Here is a 15,975-nt window from a genome sequence, read left to right as displayed (position 1 = left end):
ACGGGTGAGCACAGCCGGTTCTTCGCACAATCCACGCCCCGTTTCCAGCAACACCACCTACGCGCTGGCCGCGGTGGCGGTCGTCGTGATCGGCCTACTGATCTTCGCGGCGCTGAAGTGGAACAAGCAGGCACCCACCGAGGTCCGCAACGACGGCTACGGCGCCGTCCGCGACGTCGCCGTCCAGGTCACGACCACGCCCGAGGGCGTCATCCGCCTCGGTCGCCTCGACGCCACCAAGACCGTCGAGATCTTCGAAGACCCGATCTGCCCCGCGTGCGGCGTCATGGAAACGACCTTCGGTCAGGAACTGGCCCAGAAAATCGACGAGGGCAAGCTCGCGGTGAACTACCACCTCGTGGCGTTCCTCGACCCGCAGTCCAAGAGCAAGGACTACTCCACCCGCGCCGTTGCCGCGAATCTCTGTGTCGCCCAAGCAGGTTCGGCCACGACCTACAGCAAGTTCCACGAGGCACTGTTCACGAAGAAGCAGCCCGACGAAGGCGGCTCCGACCTGAGCAACCCGGCACTGGCCACCCTCGCCACCGAATCCGGCGCCCCCGAGTCGGTAGCCGCGTGCATCAACAACGGCACACAGAACGAAGCCGCGAAGACCGTCGCCGCGAAGAACCTCGCCGACCTCGACGCCCGCACCGGCGACAAGGCCGCCACCCCCGCCATCTACGAAGGAACCACCGAGATCGACTGGCTCGACGAGAACTGGGTAGTCACCGTAGCCCCCTGACCCCCACGTGAGGTTCGGCACATTCTACCCCTGACCAGCCGATCCGTCCCGCCCCCAACTCCCTGAATCCAGCACCGCACCCCCGAATTTTCCCCGTCTACCAGCCGATTTGTCGTCTCTCAGACGCATGGTGTAACTTCATTCAGGCAGCAGCGAGAGCCGCTGAAACAACTGAACACGGGGCTATGGCGCAGCTGGTAGCGCACCACACTGGCAGTGTGGGGGTCAGGGGTTCGAGTCCCCTTAGCTCCACCCAACAACAAAAGGTCCGGCTTTCGAGCCGGACCTTTTGTCATTTCCGGCCGAATTCGCATCGGCCACCGGACAGTTCGCGACACACCCGCCTGCAATGATGGGCGACATGAGCACGTCCAATCAGCACGGTGAGCTACGTCTGACCAGCGAATGCAGTTTGCTCCCGGTCAAAGACGAGATTCAGCGTCCGGTCGCCGACGTGTGGCGGCCCGTTTTTCGCTCGATCGTTCGAGCACTCGCGCGCGACGAATTACAGCTCATCGGCGAGATCGATTCCGTCGAGCCGATTTCGGACGACCTGGCGGCTCACATTCGAGGAAGCATCGACGCCTACGGAGCAACCCTGATCGAGCTGCCCGATCAAACATGGGAAAGCTCATGCACCATGTGGAGGGGCGGCGGCAGCTGGGAGGTCCTTGTCGATCTGTGGACCGCCGAGGAAGGCCGCAGTGACCTGTGCCTGCACGTTGACGTGCACGAGACGGACCCAGGCTTCAGATTCAAGGTACATCTGGTTTACACGCCTTAGCGGCACAGGTGTGCTCGCTGGTGATGTCGTCGGTACCGGACCGGACGCGTTCTCTTCTCGAGTCCGGTCCGGTCCGAAGCGTTACTCAGGGGCAGCGGACCGTGTAGTCCCACTTGGTGCCGCTCGGGCCGGTGACCCGGACCGTGACCGAAGTCGCCCCACCGGCGGGGACGGTGACGACCGCTGAACCGGTGCCCTGGTTGATCTGGTCGCCCACGTAGCCGGTGTCATGAATCTGGGCACCTTGATAGAACACCTGGATTCGATCAGGAACGTCGTAGGTCTCGTAAACCAGATTGAATGCGGTCGGTCCCGCGGTGCCGAGCTGATGAATCGTCGTAGTGACGCCCTCGCCGCCGGACTTGGTCGAGTTGTTGCACTGTTGCGTGGCCGCCGACCCGCTGCCGAACAGATCTCCCAAGATGCCGCTGCCGGTGTCGAGCACCCCACTGCCGGTGTCGATCACCGCGCTGCCGGTATCACCACTGCCGGTATCACCACTGCCGGTATCGGCTAGCGACACACCGGGTGCCGCGCCGATCGACAACACCAATGCCGCAAGGCCGGCGGTCGCCAAGATGGTCTTCGATTTCATGGTCGTGCGCACAGTCTGTTCCTCCGCTGGTTACGCATGCTCTTCATCAGGCAAGGTCGTGCAAACTCACGCGAAAAACCTACGACGTGCGGGTAATTGGAGGTATCGGTCGAATAGAGGACACCCATTGCGACCGCCAGGTCTGCTGGTCGTCGGCGCGGTTGAGCTGCCGCCTATCGGCGTTACCTACGGCGCAGCTGTTCGCCGATCCGCAGGTATGGCGCGCGCCGCCAACGGAACGAGCGATCCGACAACGGTGCCCGCCGACGGCGTGTCGGACGACGGCGAGGCGCCCAGCTCGGACAGTGTCGTTCCGCGCACCAGAATCGCCCAGTAGCCCACCAGGATTGCGCAGTACAACGACCGTGCCACGGCGGCGGTGACGCTGCTGTGAGGCGGCAACTCCACGGTGAACGCCACCGGGAAGATCGGCACCGCGAGCGCGATGGCGGTGAGCTCGCCGCGGCCCAGCGTGATCAGCGCGATCACGCCCGGCCACAGCAGTATCAGGTAGTTGTGCCACGCGATGGGCGAGAACAGCAGGGCCGCGGCGAGTACCGCCCACAGCGCGGTGCCGCCCGGGTCGACGCGGTCGCGGTGGCGTCCACACCACCACAGCGTGCCTGCCAGCACCACAAGCCCCAGTACCGTCCCGATCGCGGAGGGCAGTCCGAAGCGGACCGCGAGCCCCGGCAGCGATGCGTTGTCCACCCAGCCAGGCACCGACGCGGAGAAGGCGATGCGCAGCCATCCCATCGCGCTCGACGGCCCGGCGACGAACACCCCGATCAGCGAGGCGAGGGCCGCGCCCGCGATTCCTGCCTTGAACGGCACCCACTGTCGCTGCACGGCCGCGAGCAGCAATATCGGCGCCAGCGACGGCTTGAGCGCCACCACGATCCCGAACAGAACGGACGCGAGCACCGGCCGCCCCCGCCGCTGCGCGATCCATCCGGCAACGAGCCCGACCAACAGCAGCGGATAGATCTGGCCGAGCATCAGCGTCCCGAACAGTGGCCAGGACGCGAGCACACCCAGCGTGGCCAGCGCGGTGACAGCCGGTCGCAGCCGCAGTTCCGAGCACACCGCCAACACCGAGCCCACCACCATGAGCAGTGTCAGCACCACGAAGACGCGGTAGGCCGTGAACACATCCAGCGCGGCGAACGGCGTGAGCAGCACAGAGACCAGCGGCGGGTTGAGATTGACCAGCTTCGCCGGAGTCGCGTAGATATCGGTGCCGTGGGTGATGGCCACGGCCGATTTCCAGAAGGTGTCGAAGTCGACGTGCACGTTGTACATGTCGTTGGACAACAGCGGCGCCAACAGCAGGGGAGGGTTCAACCAGCGCCGCACCACCTCGGCGATCGAGGCGAGCACGAGCAGACCCGCCACTACCCGGATGGCGGTGGTGAGGCGGCTGGCCGACGCTACATTTTCTGGTGACACGGCTCGCGACGCTATCCGCAATTGTCCGGTTTTGCCGAATTGCCTATTCCGTCGCCGCGACTCGACCCGGGGTTACCGCCGACCTCGACCCCTGACCGGCGAGATTGCCCACGGACTGTCAGGAGTGATCCCAGGGGTTGATGACAGGTATGCCCATCGGCTCGAAGTCTTTGACATTGCGAGTCACCACCGTCATGCCGTGCTCGCTCGCCGTCGCCGCGATCATCGCATCGCGCTCGGGACGGGGGTCCGGCACGTGCAACCGTGCGGCGCGGCGGCCGACGGCTAGGTCGAGCGGCAGGATTCGGTTCGCGAATACGTCGAGCACATCGGCTTCGAGCCACGTGCGCAGTCGACTTCCTTGGGCGGAGTCTCGCCGTTCGATCCGGCCGATACCGACTTCGACCTCCATGATCGTGATGACGCTCAGGAACAGGTCCGACGGTCGCCGCTGTGTCACCCATGAGCGCACCGCCGGGTTCGCTGAGTGTGACGGCTTGCGCAGTTCGCTGATGACGTTGGTGTCGAGTAGGAAAGTCACAGGTCTGCGACCCTCAGTTCCACCTGAAGTGGCGCCGGCTCGAATTCGATATCGTCGTCCATGCTCAGCCGGGACACGAGATCCTGACTGTCCGCCTTCAGGCGTCGGTATTCATCGATGGACAAGAGGACAAATGCGTCCTCGCCTCGATCGGTGATCATCAGCGGCTCCTCAGCCGCGGCCCGTTTAGCAGCGCTGACATCCTGGTTGAACTCCCGAGCGCTCATCGAAGACATCGCAACTCCTCATCTTGTAGGTACGTACCTACGATACGTCGAATTGTTATCGCCGCCAAGTGTCCGAGAGCGACACGCTCGGCATCGTCGGAGTGTTCCCGCTCCGACGCCAGGGGTGGGGGTGAAACAGAGAAAGGTTGTTCCTGCGCCACAAGCGTCGGTGTGGGGCACGGTCAAATCCGTAGCGGTGCAAGGTGTTACGGGTAGCTGTGAGGTATTTGTGTCTCCGCCCCCTGTCACGTCAGTGGCAGACAGTATGAGATTCAAATAGACGCTCATGTGCCTGAGGCTGCGAATATCGCCTGAGCTGGTCGGAAAGGCTCTACTGGGCCCGCGACCGCAAATGTTGGCAGGCGTGTCACAGTGGTGGTTGTGCCGTATTTCCGCCCGTGGCTCACAGAGCGCCTGAATGACCGCCTGGTGTGGACCTTTCGCGTGCTCGCCAACGGACCCGAGTTCTGTGAGATCCCCGGCCCGGGAATCGACGCACCACGCGCGTGGGTGGATGCGGTGGTCGCGGTGGCCCATGACCTGCGCTACCTGCGTCACGGCCGCGAGATCGATCCCGACAGTCTGACGTGGGAGATCTCCATCGGCGCCGACTACGACGTCGGAATCGGTTTCAGTTGGAGGTCCACTTCGGGTATCGGTGGCTTCTCGGGCAACGGCATGTCGATGGATGCCGCCTTCTGCGACGCGGCAGTGTGGGTCGCGGACCTCACGCAGACCGAACTGGCGGGATACGAATTCGTCCAGTGGCCATCACACGGCCACAACCTCCTGAGGCCCCGCCGCGTCGACGGCCAACCCGTATGGGCGGACCCCCGCACCAACCACGCCGTCTGCGCGATCGGCGAGCTCCGACGTGAGGTGAATTGGTAGACGGGTTGTTAACGTCATGGGGTGGAACCTGACGAGGTCGACTCGACGACGCCTACGGTCTCGCGTCGTGCTGCGCGCTGGATTCTGACGGGGTGTGTGATCTCGCTGGTCGGATCGCTGTGCGCGATCGGGTATCTGGCGTATTCGCAGTACCGAATGGCCCATGACGATCGGATCGAAAGTGCCGAGGCGGGAATCAGTTTCGTTCCTCCCACGGGTTGGGAGCAGCGGTCGCAGGCGAAGGAGGACGGGGGTCGGCTGATCTATGGGCAGGTGGCACTGCAACGGCCCGGTTCGGAAAAAGGCTTCATCTTGATCGGCAAGCTCGACCAGTCGTTGTTCGCGTCCGGCGAGGCCGATAACGCGCAGGCAGCGTGCTCGCTGGGTTCGGGGATGGGCGAGTTCTTCTTCCCGGCCCCCGGGCAGCGGACGGACCGTGCGGTGGAGGAAGTGAAGGGCAGCGATGCCAGCGGCAATTCGTGCTTCTATCGGGTGAAGTTCGAGAACGGCAGTCCCTCGGCCGAGGTGTATGCGGCAGTGGTCGGCTCTGGCGAGCGTCGCTGGTGGGTCTGCTGGCTCGGTGACGCCACCGCACCGGTGGACCGGGCCGCCGCCGCCGAACTCGCGGCGTCCATCAGACCACTGTGATCGACCGCGAACTCAGTGGCCGACGGTGACAGCCCGGTAGTCGTCGATCCGGTGCCCGGTCCGCCAGGGACGTGCCGCACCCGATGCACACCAGCGCCACCACATCGACGGATGCTTCAGCACGATCGGGAGGACCGGTAGCGGATCGAAGTAGTTCATCCGCTGGACCGCTTTTCCGTCGCGCAGGATCATCCGGTCGACGTTCGGCCATTCGATCCGGTGGCGTCCCACGTGGGCGAGCAGCCGGAACTCGATGAAAACCACGTCGTCGTCGCCGCGCCACCGATCGACCTCCGCCCGCAGGTCGGGGAGGAACCGCCAAATCTGTTCGAACTCGCGTTGCGCTGCGGCGATACCGTGCATAGGCGGGGACAGCGGCTGGGTCAACACCACATCGGGATGCAGTATCTCGGGGATTCGAGCCACGGACGGCCGCTCCCAGAAGTCGATGAAATTCGCGACGAACTGTTCGGCGGACATGCGGGTTCCTCTCGTCCTCTCGACGGTAGCGACTCGCGTGCGCCGCCACGACCACCCAGAGTCGGATTCGTTGGGCCGCTGCGACCCGCCGATAGCGTTCGGTCGTCATCGATCTGCAACCCGTTCACCCGGCCGTGGCCTCCATGCGCCATGCTTGTGCCGTGGTTATCGCGTCTGATGTCGTCCCCGTGCGTGGCAGTGAGTTCTCGGTTCTTTTGCGCCGCGTTCGGGCGGCGGGCCTGCTCGACCGGCAGGTGGGCTATTACGGGTGGAAGAGTGCGCTCACCGCGGGGGCTTTCGTTGCTGGTTGGGCGGCCTTTTTCGCCATCGGTGACTCGTGGTGGACGCTGGCGGTCGGGGCGTTCCTGGCCGCGGTGTTCTCGCAGATCGCGTTCCTCGGGCACGACGCCGGGCACAAGCAGATCTTCGCCGGTCGCAAGGCCAACTATGTGTACGGCTTGATCGCCGGCAACCTCATGATCGGGCTGAGTATCGGCTGGTGGACCAGCAATCACAACCGCCACCACGCCCACCCCAACACCGAGGGCATGGACCCCGACGCGATGGGTGTGCTCGCGTTCTCCGGCGAGCGCGCGAAGGCCGGAAAGGGTTGGCGGCGTTTCATTTTCCGCTACCAGGCGTGGTTGTTCTTCCCGCTGCTGCTGTTGGAAGGCGGCAGCCTGCACTGGAAGAGCATCGTCGCGGTGTTCCGCTGGCCGATCCCGAACCGCGTCTGGGAGGGCACGCTGCTCGCCGCCAACTTCATCGGTATCGGCTCGGCGGCGTTCCTGGTGCTCTCGCCCGGTAAAGCGTTGCTGTTCATCGCCGTTCAGCAGGGCCTGTTCGGTCTGTACATGGGCTCCACCTTCGCCCCCAATCACAAGGGCATGGAAGTGCTGCCCGACGGCGACAACACCGATTTCCTGCGCCGCCAGGTCCTCACCTCCCGCAATGTGCGCGGCAGTTTCCTCGTCGACACCGCGATGGGCGGCCTGAACTACCAGATCGAACACCACCTGTTCCCGTCGATGCCGCGCGCCAACCTGCGCCACGCGCAGCCGATGGTCGCCGAGTTCTGCGCCGAGATCGGCGTAGCCTATTGTGAGACAGGCCTTTTCGATTCCTACCTGCAGGCGATGACCCACCTCAACGAAGTGGGCCGCCAGGCAGCTCGCTAGCTGCCGCGTTGTAGGCGGCGGTGAGTTCCGCTAGTACCCCTTCGCTGCTGGTCGGCGCGCCGTGCAGATGCTCGGCGCGCAGTTCGTCCATGAATCGATCCCACATCGGCGGCCCGCCCGCGGCCAGTAACTCGGCGCGCACGGTCAATTCCGGCGCCGTTTCCAACCATCGTGCACCCCATGCACCCAGCGCGGCCAACACCGGCACGAGCTGAATCGCGGCCTCGGTGAGGTGGTATTCGACCTTCTGGCGATGGCTCGGGTCGTCGTCACGGGTGAGCAGGCCCGCTGCGGTGAGTTTGGCGAGCCGTGCGGCGAGGATGTTCGAGGCGATGCCTTCGATGGACCCGGTGAGCAGTTCCCGGAAGTGCGTGTGTCCGCCGAACATGATGTCGCGCAGGATGATCAGGCTCCACCGGTCGCCGAGAAGTTCGACCGTCAGATTGATCGGACAGCCGGATTTGCCCGGCGGCACGGGTAACTTTTCTTCGGCAACTGGTTGCGACACAGGATCAGTCTAGGATACGTTCGTCACTGCTTGCAGATCGCAATCAGAAAGGGTGCCCGATGACGCAAATGGTCCGCGTTCAGAACTTCACCATTTCCAGCGACGGTTACGGCGCGGGGGAGGGGCAGAGTATGGAGCGCCCCTTCGGCCACGCCAACCCCGCCGACCTCATGTTCTGGGCGGGCGCCACCGCGCACTGGCCCAACCGCACCGACCCCGGCGGCACCTACGGCCTCGACGACTACATGACCCGCGACTTCACCTTCAACATCGGCGCGGAAATCATGGGCCGCAACAAGTTCGGCCCGCAGCGTGGACCATGGGAGAACTACGACTGGCAGGGTTGGTGGGGCGACACCCCGCCGTTCCACACCCCGGTCTTCGTCCTCACCCACCACGAGCGCCCGTCATTCACCCTGTCCGACACCACTTTCCACTTCCTCGACGCCACCCCCAAGGAAGCCCTCGCCCGTGCTTTCGACGCCGCCGACGGCAAGGACGTCCGCATCGGCGGCGGCGTCGCCACGGTCCGCGAGTTCCTCGCCGCCGACCTCATCGACGCGATGCACATCGTCGTAGCACCCGTGGAAATCGGTGCGGGCGAACGCCTCTGGGAATCCCCCGACGAATACGACGATCGCTTCCACCACGAACAGATCCCCAGCCCCAGCGGAGTGACCCACCACCTCTTCTGGCGTCGATAAGTATCGCGTGACCTGCGCGCCCACGATAATGGTGTGGTGCCAACAGATCCCGTGCTGCTCGACAACCCGACGCTTGAACAGTCCTCGGTAGTCGCGAACAACGCGATGAACCGTGGCCGAGGACTGTCCGGCGTGAACAGCTACACCCGAGAGCTCGGCTTCGATCCGTTCGAGGTGCTTGCGCAACGCCTACGCGCCGAGCCGAACGCTGAAGTCACCTGGATCGACGTCTGCTGCGGTTCGGGACGCGCGCTGCTCGAAGCGGAAGCGAGATTCGCAGAAGAATTCCCGAACGCCGACCTCACCATCATCGGCGTAGATCTCGTCGACTTCTTCCTGAGTAAACCCCGCACCCCTCGCCTGCATCTCCTCGCGACCTCAGCCGCAACTTGGACCCCACCGCGAACGGCTGACCTGGTCACCTGCGTCCACGGCCTGCACTACATCGGCGACAAACTGGCCCTCATCGATGCGATGACAAGCTGGCTCGCGCCGACGGGCCTGTTCGCCGCCGACTTCGATCCCGCCGAAATCCGCCACCGCGACGGCTCCCCAGCAGCCGAAACCGTCATCGAAACCCTCCGGACGTCCGGCCTCGCCTACGACCGCCGCCGACACCAGATCCACGGCCACGGCCGCCCCGATTTCGAGGCCACCTACCTCGGCGCCGACCCCGCATCAGGCCCCGGCTACACCGGCCAACCATCGGTGATGTCGTACTACGACTGTTAGTTCTGGCATACCGGGAAGGCGGCGGCGGGGTGGCAGTGGGCTGGGCAGGCGAGGAGGTAGACCTCGTTGCCCAGCATCAGGCCGTCGTCGAGACCTGGTCGATCGACGGATTCGTTGATGTATTCGTCGAATTCGAAGTCTTCTGGGACTTGGCAGAGGAAGACGAGATCCGTGCCGCATGCGCAGCGATAGCGTTCGGGGTCTTGGAGCCAGGTCGGGGCACCGCCCATGCCGAAGCTCGTGTCGTCGGCCGCGACTTCGGTCACGGTCAGGCGACGTGGTTTGAAGTAGGGGTCCGGGGCCTGTGTGGGTATGCCGTTGCGCTGCAGCAGGATCCGCCAGAATGCCAGATCGTTGTGGGGCGGGTTGTCCCAGAATTGCGCGGGGAGTTGCTCCTCGGATGCGTAGCTCGCGTCGGATTCGTCGGGGCATTGGAAGACCAGCAGTTGGTCGCCGCCGAAGTGGGGGATGTCGGCGGGCACCGCTAGCTGGAAGTAGAGGGCCATCTGCGTGCCGCATCCACACGTCGGCCACGGCTGCTTCGCGTCCAGTAGCGGCCATCCCCCGATGGTGTCCCGATCGCCGGCGACCGCGGGTTGCTGGCTGACCTCGATCGAATACGTCTTCTTGGAATCCGAACTCATCCGTCAAGAGTAGTGGTCGGCTGTGGTGGGTTGCACCGACGGCCAGTGAACGAAATCAGTGCTCCGCCAGGAAGATTCATCCGCTGGTGCCGGTCAGAGGCGGGGGTCGGTGGGGACGGATTCCATTGCCAGGATGGCGAACACGAGTTCGTGGATGCGCCACAGAGGTTCGCCGGTTGCGACGGCGTCCAGGGCTGCCAGGCCGAGGGTGTGTTCGCGCAGGGCGAGGGTGCGTTTGCGGCTGAGGGTGCGGTCGCGGAGGCGGGTGAGGTGTTCGGGGGTGGTGTAGTCGGGGCCGTAGATGATGCGGAGGTATTCGCGCCCTCGGCATTTGATGCCTGGTTGGGCGAGTTTGCCCTTGGTGCGGTGGGCGAGGCCGGCGTGGGGCTTGATGACCATGCCTTCGCCGCCTGCCGCGGTGAGGTCGAGCCACCAGGTGGTGGCTTCGGTTTCGGCGACCGGATCGGACAGGTCGACGATGCGCCGACCGGTGGGGCGGAAGGTGACGGAGTCGGCGGCTACGAGGCGGTCGCTGATCGCGAGGTGCCAGCTGTGGTCGCGGTCGGCGTAGGTGGCGCCCTCGGAGGCGAGCAGAGCGAAGGGGGCGATCTGGACTCCGTCGAGACCTGTTGTCGGCCAGCAGTATTGACGGTAGGCCTTGGTGAAGGCGGTCGCGTTCTCGGCGCGGGCTGCTGTGCTGTCACGCAGGGCGCCGAGGTCGAGTCCGCGGGCCAGGCCGGCTTCGAGCGCGGCGACCGCGGACGGCAGTGCCGAGCGGGCGGCGGCACCGGCGGCGGCGTACTGCGTGCGGATCAGCCCGGCGGCCTTGGCGGACCAGGGCAGCAGTTCGCAATCCAGGAGCAGCCAGTCGGTGCTCAGTTCGTCGAAAAGTGCTGCGGCAGCGGCCCGTACGCGAGCGAGCAGGGTTTCGGTCAGGGTGGAATCGTTGAAGAAGGACCGGCCGGTGCGGGTGTAGATCGCGCCGGTGCACCCGTCGCCGACTCCGAAACGAGCTTCCGCCTCATCGCGGCACACGAGCACCACGGCCCGCGAACCCATGTGCTTCTCCTCGCACACCACCTTGTCGACCCCGGCCGTGCGATAGTCGGCGAAAGCCTCGGTGGGGTATTCGAGATAGCCCTCGACGGTCGAGGTGGACGGCGGTGACATGGTCGGCGGCAACCACAGCAGCAGACGTGGGTCGATGGCGAACCGGCTCATCACTTCCAGTGCGGCAGCGGAGTTCTCGGCGTCGACGATCACCGTGCCGTGGTCGGTGCGGATGTGTCTGCGGCCGGTGACATCGGCGAGGTCGAGAGTTTCGTTGTCGCGCGTGGATTCGGCGACGAGCGGCTTGATCGGCTCGTAGTACACCTGTGCGGCCGGCACCGCGACGAAGGTCTTCTCGGGGTAGCGCATCGCCGTCAACTCGCCGCCGAACACCGCGCCGGTGTCGAGGCAGACGGTGTTGTTGATCCACTCCACCTTCGGCGTCGGAACGTGCCCGTACACCACGGTCGCCGCACCGCGATAGTCACGCGCCCACGGGTAGCGCACCGGCAAACCGTATTCGTCTGTCTCCCCGGTGGATTCGCCGTAGAGGCAGAAGTCGCGAACTCGTCCGGACGCGCGACCGTGGTATTCCTCTTTGAGCCCGGCGTGCGCGACGACGAGGCGCCCACCGTCCAGTCGCAGGTGACTCACCAGATCGTGAATCCACTGTGCGGCGGCCGCGACGAATTCTGGTGTCTGCCTGTCCAATTGCTCGAGCGTCTCCGCGAGACCGTGCGACACGGAGACGTTCTTGCCGCGCAATTTCCGCAGCAGCTTCTGCTCGTGATTGCCCGGCACACACAGCGCATTGCCACTCGCGGTCATCCCCATCACCAACCGCAGCACGCCGGGCGAATCCGGCCCACGGTCGACGAGATCGCCGACGAACACCGTCTGACGCCCCTCCGGGTGCGTGGCATCGACAGGTCGACCCTGCTCGTCGCGAACCAGCGTCCAGCCGAGTTCGCCCAGCAGCGTTTCCAATTCGGCGCGACAGCCGTGCACATCGCCGATGATGTCGAACGGTCCGGTGAGTTCGCGCCGGTCGTTCCACGCCTTCTCATAGGTGATCGCCACATCGGACGGATCGCTGACGACATGCACCTTGCGAAAGCCCTCGCGGCCCAGTTCGCGCAGTGACCGCCGCAGATCCTGACTCTGCCGCTTGAGCACATTGCGCCCGAACGTCCGGTCGGTGCGACCCTGAGTCCGTTCCCACGCGACAGCTTCGGGCGTATCGATGACGATCGCCACCGGCAGCACATCGAAAGACCGTGCCAGCGCGACCAATTCGGCACGCGCGTGCTTCTGCACATTGGTAGCGTCGATGACGACCCGACGACCGGCGCGCAATCGGATGCCGGCGATGTGACCGAGCGCGTCGAACGCATCCTTCGTCGCGGACTGGTCGTTCTCGTCATCGGCCACCAAGCCGCGGAAGAAGTCAGACGACAGCACCTCGGTGGGCTTGAAGTGCTCAGCGGCGAAGGTGGACTTGCCGGAACCGGAGATGCCGATCAGTGCGATGAGCGACAGTTCGGGGAGGTCGATGTTCATTTACGCGGCCTTCCGGAAAAGCGCGAGCTGGGTGGGGGAGCCGGTCGCGGGGTCGTGGTCGCCGACCGGGCGGATATCGACGGTGTAGCCGAAAGTGTCGGCGACGTGGGCACACCAGGCGGCGAATTCCGCACGGGTCCACTCGAATCGGTGATCGTCGTGGCGGTGGCCGTCGAGAGTTTCGTAGTTGACGTTGTATTCGACGTTCGGCGTCGTCACGATCACCGACCCTGGTGCGGCATAGCCGAATACGGCGCGTTCGAGGGCGGGCAACCGGGACTCGTCGACGTGCTCGATCACCTCCATGAGCACCGCCGCGTCGAACCCCTGCAGCCTGCTGTCGTGGTAGGTCAGCGCCGACTGGATGAGCTTGATCCTGGCCCGCTGCCGGTCCGACATCCGCTCGAACTTCAAGCGCCGCTCCGCCATCGAGAGCGCGGCGCTCGACACATCGGCGCCGACGATCTCGGTGAAGCGCGCGTCGGACTGCAACGCAAGCAGCAAAGCGCCTGGGCCACAACCCAGATCGAGTACACGCGCGGCACCGGTCTCGGCCAGAGCCGCCAGCACGGCCTCCTTACGTAGCTTCACCAGAGGCGTCTTGCGTTCGGCTGCTTCGACACGTTCGACTGCGTCACCGGGGATTTCGGCATCGTCGATCACTTCGTCCACCGAACGCAAACGTTCCAGCGCCGACAGCGTGAGCGTTCTTCGACCGGCCAGGTATCGGCGCGCGATCAGTTCGCGATCGGGATGCGCGCCGAGCCAGCCTTCACCCGCGCGCAGCAGCTTGTCGACCTCGTCGGCATCCACCCAGTAGTGCTTGGCGTCGTCGAGAACCGGCAGTAGGACATAGAGGTGGTTGAGGGCCTCGGCCAGCCGCAGCGTCCCGGTGAGGCGGAGGTGGGTGTAGGGGGAGGCACCCCACTCCGGGAACTCCGGGTCCAGTGGCTCCGAGGTGGTCGACACCGTCCAGCCCAGCGGCGCGAACAGCCGTTCGACGATCTCGGTCCCGCCCCGACACGGCACCGCGGGCACGTCGATCTCCAACGGAATCGCGGTGTCCGCCAGTTCGGCCCGGTCGCGACTCGTCCCGTTCAGCGCCGACCGGAACACCTTGCCCAAGGCCACCGCCAGCAGGCTCGACGCCACATACGGCCGATCGTTGACATAGCGCCCCAGCGCGGAACCGTTGTGCCCCTTCGACGGTCGCGCCAACTCCACCGGATCGACCTCCAGCAGCAGCGCGACCGTGCACCGGTCGACATCGGCCTGTGGATAGAAGACGTGGGCCGTGCCGCCGGTGGTCGTGAACGATTGCACGCGGTCGGGATGCTTGACCACGAGGTATCCGAGGTCCGTCGCCGGCGTGTGAGTCGTAGAGATCGTCAAGAGCACTTACCGATCCTGTCACGCCCGGCCAGCGATTTTCGCCAGGAAGTCAGACGAACCCGAACGACGGCGGGATGGCGACGATCACGAACGCGGCCCACAGGCCGTACACCGGCAGGTAGTTGGTTTGCCAACGTTCCAGATCGGCGAAGCCCTTCGTTCCACGCAGGAATCTGAAGCTCAGGTGCGCCGACCATGCCAGGTTCACCAGCAACACCGCGTTGAGCCCGAGGGCGACCACCTTGTTCGGGGTGGAGCCGAACTCGGCGATGCGGGTGAGCATGGCGGCCAGCATCAGCACGTCCACGACCAGCGCCGTCACCACCAGCACCAGTTGTAGGCGGTCGAAGAAGCCGGGCCGGGCGAGCGGGTCGCGGGCGGAGATCGTGTAGAGGAGCAGGCCGAGGACCAGCACGAGGATCAGGTCCATCTGGATGAGCAGCTCGCGGTCGATGTTCGCCAGGCTACGGGTGGACGCGAGGGCGATGAGCAGCGCGAACAGCATGACGATGGTGAGCGGGGTGAAGACCCGGGTGAGCACCGGCGCGATGTTCTCCACGACGTTCTGTTTGGCCTCGACCAGCCAGGCGGCGACGATCACCGCACCCGCCACCCCGAAGGGCAGCACCCAGTCCTCGATGATCGGTTCGATGGTGACGTCGAGGGTGTCGAACGCGGCGACCGTGAGCCCGATCAGCACACCACCGCCGAGCGCCAGCAAGGTGAGGTAGACGAACCACTCCCCGGTGAACCGAATGAAGTCCATCCGACGCCGTGCGGACCGCCAGTCTCCGCCCGCGTAGGCGAGCCCGACTGCGAACCACAGCAGGATCGGCGCGTGGATCCCGGCGATGATCTCGGTCGCGCCCGCGGGCTCGAACGGATACAGGTTCAGCACCAGCGCCGCGAGTGCGAACGGCACGACCAGCGCGGCGGCCACTCGGGCCGAAACCTGCCTCTTCCATGCGAAATATCCTGCGAGGAAAGGCAATACGAGCAGGCTGATGTTGAGTCCGAGGGCGGATCCCTCGAGCCAGGTGAACCCGGCCTTCAACGCGAGCGCCGCGCCGACCGCGAGTCCGAGCACCACCATCAGTTCCCGTTTGCCCTCGCCACTGTCGGACTCATCGGGCACGAGAACCAGTTGCTTCCACAGTCTTTCGGAATGCTCGCGCGCGAATTCCCGCGAGATGGCATCCATGCTGCCCATACGCTTCACCGCGACCAGGAAAGCCTCGTCATCGGAGAGCCCCGCGTCCTGTAGTGTCGAGATCCGTTCGCGCAGATGGTCTTCCATCTCGTCGACATCGGCGACCGAGATCGCGCGATGACGCTGGACGTAACCACGCCACTGGTCGATGAGTACCTGCAACTCCATCACGCCCATCCCTTCGCCGCGAACGGCTGTGTGCCGTCGCGCCAGACCTGCTCCAGCGCCGCACCGACCACGCGCCACTGCGCCTGTCGTTCGGCGAGCGCGGCCAGGCCCGAATCGGTGATCAGGTAGTTTTTGCGTCGGCGTCCACCCTCGGAAACTCGCCACGTCGAGGACACGTGTCCCTGTCGTTCCAGCCGGTGCAGCAGCGGGTACAGCATCCCGTCGGTCCACTGCATTCGTCCGTGTGACAGCTCGTTGACCTGCTCGAGGATGGCGTAACCGTAGGACTCGCCCTCGGCCAGAATCCCGAGCACAAGCGGCGTCGCCGAGGCGGCTACCAGGTCCTTGTCTATGCGCATCGCACTCCTATACCTAGAAGATCTAGGTAATAACCTAGCACCTCTAGGTATCAGGGTGATGATCTCGCACCCTAGGGTGAGGATTTCGTTTTATGGCCTAACGGCTGTGT

Annotated in this window: 18 protein-coding genes and 1 tRNA gene; 8 read left to right on the top strand and 11 right to left on the bottom strand. The window is 65.1% G+C overall.

Annotation, left to right across the window (positions count from 1 at the left end; all coding sequences use genetic code 11):
* Positions 1-4 precede the first annotated feature (4 nt).
* From ACFWUP_RS12900 to ACFWUP_RS12890, 3 genes are all read left to right on the top strand, one after another.
* A complete protein-coding gene (locus ACFWUP_RS12900; protein WP_379233723.1) occupies positions 5-745 on the top strand; it encodes a DsbA family protein in 741 nt (246 codons plus the stop codon).
* Positions 746-924: 179 nt separating this feature from the next.
* Positions 925-997 (top strand) — tRNA-Ala (locus ACFWUP_RS12895).
* Positions 998-1,106: 109 nt separating this feature from the next.
* Complete coding sequence (locus ACFWUP_RS12890; protein WP_379233721.1) at positions 1,107-1,529, top strand: hypothetical protein; 423 nt, start codon at positions 1,107-1,109, stop codon at positions 1,527-1,529.
* 85 nt (positions 1,530-1,614) lie between these two features.
* On the opposite strand, the gene ACFWUP_RS12885 is transcribed toward ACFWUP_RS12890, so the two are convergent.
* From ACFWUP_RS12885 to ACFWUP_RS12870, 4 genes are all read right to left on the bottom strand, one after another.
* Positions 1,615-2,124, bottom strand: coding sequence for a hypothetical protein (locus ACFWUP_RS12885; RefSeq protein ID WP_379233812.1), 510 nt, complete (start codon positions 2,122-2,124; stop codon positions 1,615-1,617).
* 186 nt (positions 2,125-2,310) lie between these two features.
* The gene (locus tag ACFWUP_RS12880; protein ID WP_379233719.1) at positions 2,311-3,573 is read right to left on the bottom strand and encodes a glycosyltransferase family 87 protein; all 1,263 of its coding nucleotides are present in this window, start codon (positions 3,571-3,573) and stop codon (positions 2,311-2,313) included.
* Between the two features lie 118 nt (positions 3,574-3,691).
* Positions 3,692-4,114, bottom strand: coding sequence for a type II toxin-antitoxin system VapC family toxin (locus tag ACFWUP_RS12875; protein WP_379233717.1), 423 nt, complete (start codon positions 4,112-4,114; stop codon positions 3,692-3,694).
* Positions 4,111-4,350, bottom strand: a complete 240-nt coding sequence (locus ACFWUP_RS12870; protein ID WP_379233715.1) for a type II toxin-antitoxin system prevent-host-death family antitoxin — start codon at positions 4,348-4,350, stop codon at positions 4,111-4,113. Before ACFWUP_RS12870 ends, ACFWUP_RS12875 begins: the two co-directional genes overlap by 4 nt.
* Positions 4,351-4,722: 372 nt before the next feature.
* Here ACFWUP_RS12870 and ACFWUP_RS12865 point away from each other — a divergent pair, with 372 nt between their 5' ends.
* On the top strand, positions 4,723-5,232 hold the full coding sequence (locus ACFWUP_RS12865; protein ID WP_379233714.1) for a hypothetical protein: 510 nt from the start codon (positions 4,723-4,725) through the stop codon (positions 5,230-5,232).
* 21 nt (positions 5,233-5,253) lie between these two features.
* Positions 5,254-5,880, top strand: a complete 627-nt coding sequence (locus tag ACFWUP_RS12860) for an APA family fibronectin-binding glycoprotein (RefSeq protein WP_379233712.1) — start codon at positions 5,254-5,256, stop codon at positions 5,878-5,880.
* Between the two features lie 12 nt (positions 5,881-5,892).
* On the opposite strand, the gene ACFWUP_RS12855 is transcribed toward ACFWUP_RS12860, so the two are convergent.
* The gene (locus ACFWUP_RS12855; RefSeq protein ID WP_379233710.1) at positions 5,893-6,360 is read right to left on the bottom strand and encodes a nuclear transport factor 2 family protein; all 468 of its coding nucleotides are present in this window, start codon (positions 6,358-6,360) and stop codon (positions 5,893-5,895) included.
* 161 nt (positions 6,361-6,521) lie between these two features.
* On the opposite strand from ACFWUP_RS12855, the gene ACFWUP_RS12850 reads away from it, so the two are divergent.
* Complete coding sequence (locus ACFWUP_RS12850; RefSeq protein WP_379233708.1) at positions 6,522-7,538, top strand: fatty acid desaturase family protein; 1,017 nt, start codon at positions 6,522-6,524, stop codon at positions 7,536-7,538.
* On the opposite strand, the gene ACFWUP_RS12845 is transcribed toward ACFWUP_RS12850, so the two are convergent.
* Entirely contained in the window at positions 7,507-8,046 is a 540-nt protein-coding gene (locus tag ACFWUP_RS12845) for a winged helix-turn-helix transcriptional regulator (RefSeq protein WP_379233706.1), read from the bottom strand. The genes ACFWUP_RS12850 and ACFWUP_RS12845 overlap by 32 nt on opposite strands.
* A 59-nt stretch (positions 8,047-8,105) precedes the next feature.
* On the opposite strand from ACFWUP_RS12845, the gene ACFWUP_RS12840 reads away from it, so the two are divergent.
* Together ACFWUP_RS12840 and ACFWUP_RS12835 are read left to right on the top strand one after the other, a co-directional pair.
* Positions 8,106-8,750, top strand: a complete 645-nt coding sequence (locus tag ACFWUP_RS12840) for a dihydrofolate reductase family protein (RefSeq protein ID WP_379233704.1) — start codon at positions 8,106-8,108, stop codon at positions 8,748-8,750.
* Positions 8,751-8,786: 36 nt separating this feature from the next.
* Positions 8,787-9,482: a class I SAM-dependent methyltransferase gene (locus ACFWUP_RS12835; RefSeq protein ID WP_379233702.1), complete on the top strand. Its 696-nt coding sequence runs from the start codon at positions 8,787-8,789 to the stop codon at positions 9,480-9,482.
* On the opposite strand, the gene ACFWUP_RS12830 is transcribed toward ACFWUP_RS12835, so the two are convergent.
* From ACFWUP_RS12830 to ACFWUP_RS12810, 5 genes are all read right to left on the bottom strand, one after another.
* The gene (locus tag ACFWUP_RS12830) at positions 9,479-10,126 is read right to left on the bottom strand and encodes a hypothetical protein (RefSeq protein WP_379233700.1); all 648 of its coding nucleotides are present in this window, start codon (positions 10,124-10,126) and stop codon (positions 9,479-9,481) included. The two genes, ACFWUP_RS12835 and ACFWUP_RS12830, sit on opposite strands and share 4 nt — an antisense overlap.
* Before the next feature lie 93 nt (positions 10,127-10,219).
* Entirely contained in the window at positions 10,220-12,736 is a 2,517-nt protein-coding gene (locus ACFWUP_RS12825) for a polynucleotide kinase-phosphatase (protein ID WP_379233698.1), read from the bottom strand.
* A complete protein-coding gene (locus ACFWUP_RS12820) occupies positions 12,737-14,134 on the bottom strand; it encodes a 3' terminal RNA ribose 2'-O-methyltransferase Hen1 (protein WP_379233696.1) in 1,398 nt (465 codons plus the stop codon).
* 43 nt (positions 14,135-14,177) lie between these two features.
* Positions 14,178-15,515: a permease prefix domain 1-containing protein gene (locus ACFWUP_RS12815; RefSeq protein WP_379233694.1), complete on the bottom strand. Its 1,338-nt coding sequence runs from the start codon at positions 15,513-15,515 to the stop codon at positions 14,178-14,180.
* Positions 15,506-15,865: a PadR family transcriptional regulator gene (locus tag ACFWUP_RS12810; RefSeq protein ID WP_379233692.1), complete on the bottom strand. Its 360-nt coding sequence runs from the start codon at positions 15,863-15,865 to the stop codon at positions 15,506-15,508. Before ACFWUP_RS12810 ends, ACFWUP_RS12815 begins: the two co-directional genes overlap by 10 nt.
* Positions 15,866-15,975 lie beyond the last annotated feature (110 nt).

The organism is Nocardia sp. NPDC058658 (assembly GCF_042716665.1).
GTDB lineage: Bacteria > Actinomycetota > Actinomycetes > Mycobacteriales > Mycobacteriaceae > Nocardia.
The sequence above is the reverse complement of the archived record's forward strand: the minus strand, read 5'-3'. Positions and strand labels throughout refer to the sequence as shown.

Excerpts from the sequence above, each read along its gene's own strand:
- ACFWUP_RS12885 (WP_379233812.1), bottom strand. The coding sequence starts at position 2,124 with ATGAAATCGAAGACCATCTTGGCGACCGCCGGCCTTGCGGCATTGGTG.
- ACFWUP_RS12855 (WP_379233710.1), bottom strand. The coding sequence starts at position 6,360 with ATGTCCGCCGAACAGTTCGTCGCGAATTTCATCGACTTCTGGGAGCGG.
- ACFWUP_RS12830 (WP_379233700.1), bottom strand. The coding sequence starts at position 10,126 with ATGAGTTCGGATTCCAAGAAGACGTATTCGATCGAGGTCAGCCAGCAA.
- ACFWUP_RS12825 (WP_379233698.1), bottom strand. The coding sequence starts at position 12,736 with ATGAACATCGACCTCCCCGAACTGTCGCTCATCGCACTGATCGGCATC.
- ACFWUP_RS12840 (WP_379233704.1), top strand. The coding sequence starts at position 8,106 with ATGACGCAAATGGTCCGCGTTCAGAACTTCACCATTTCCAGCGACGGT.
- ACFWUP_RS12810 (WP_379233692.1), bottom strand. The coding sequence starts at position 15,865 with ATGCGCATAGACAAGGACCTGGTAGCCGCCTCGGCGACGCCGCTTGTG.
- ACFWUP_RS12890 (WP_379233721.1), top strand. The coding sequence starts at position 1,107 with ATGAGCACGTCCAATCAGCACGGTGAGCTACGTCTGACCAGCGAATGC.
- ACFWUP_RS12870 (WP_379233715.1), bottom strand. The coding sequence starts at position 4,350 with ATGTCTTCGATGAGCGCTCGGGAGTTCAACCAGGATGTCAGCGCTGCT.
- ACFWUP_RS12815 (WP_379233694.1), bottom strand. The coding sequence starts at position 15,515 with ATGGGCGTGATGGAGTTGCAGGTACTCATCGACCAGTGGCGTGGTTAC.